This is a genomic window from Arthrobacter sp. JCM 19049, assembly GCF_001310435.1.
The window spans coordinates 1-1,055 of the sequence record NZ_BAXF01000640.1 but is presented as its reverse complement, the minus strand read 5'-3'; the positions used below and the strand labels follow the sequence as shown (position 1 = coordinate 1,055).

The window sequence follows — 1,055 nt, the reverse complement described above, 5'->3', positions numbered from 1 at the left end:
CGGCCCGCGCCACACCCCTCCAACCTCCTTCGCGCCGGTAAACCCGCCGGCATACGACCCCACTAGAAGGCTTATCCCATGACCACCAATGCCCTGAAGAGCGGCTCGACCGCCGGGCGCGCCGGGGACAGGATTTTCTCCACCGCGGCGCTGTCCGCGGGCGTGCTGATCCTGCTGACTGTTCGCGGTCGCGGTCTTCCTCTTCATCCAGGCCCTGCCCACCTTCACCGCCGACCCGGCGGAGATCTCCGGCGGCGAGGGCTTCTTCGCCTACATTTTCCCGATCATCATCGGCACCGTGATCGCCGCGGCGATCGCCCTGCTGATCGCCACCCCGATCGGCATCGCGGTGGCCTTGTTCATCTCCCATTACGCCCCGCGTTCGATCGCCGGCCCGCTGGGCTACGTCATCGACCTGCTGGCCGCGATCCCCTCGGTGATCTACGGCGCCTGGGGCTACCTGGTGCTGGCCCCGGCCCTGGTGCCCGGCTACCAGTGGCTGGCAGAGAACCTGGCTTCATCCCGATCTTCGGCGGCCCGGCCAGCCAGACCGGCAAGACCATGCTCACCGCCGGGATCGTGCTGGCGGTGATGGTGCTGCCGATCATCACCTCGCTGTGCCGTGAAATCTTCCTGCAGACCCCGAAGCTGCATGAGGAGGCCGCCCTGGCGCTGGGTGCCACCCGCTGGGAAATGATCACCACCGCGGTGCTGCCCTTCGCCCGCCCCGGCATCATCTCCGCGGTGATGCTGGGCCTGGGCCGCGCCCTGGGCGAACGATGGCGGTGGCCTGGTGCTGTCCACCGGTGCGCTGATCCCGTCGCTGATCCAGTCCGGCAACCAGACCATCGCCGCGGAAATCGCGCTGAACTTCCCGGAGGCGTTCGGCCTGCGACTGGCTGAGCTGATCGCCGCCGGCCTGGTGCTGTTCGTGATCACCCTGGTGGTCAACATGATTGCCCGGGCCATCATCGCCCGCCACAAGGAATTCTCGGGAGCGAACTGATGAGCCTGACCAAAACCCCACAGCCAAAGTCCACCTCCGGCTCCGCCAG

Annotated in this window: 1 pseudogene; it reads left to right on the top strand. The window is 67.5% G+C overall.

Going from position 1 to position 1,055, the window contains the following annotated elements:
* The first annotated feature begins 78 nt into the window (after positions 1-78).
* Positions 79-1,006, top strand: a pseudogene (pstC, locus tag JCM19049_RS15165) (phosphate ABC transporter permease subunit PstC).
* The last annotated feature ends 49 nt before the right edge of the window (positions 1,007-1,055 follow it).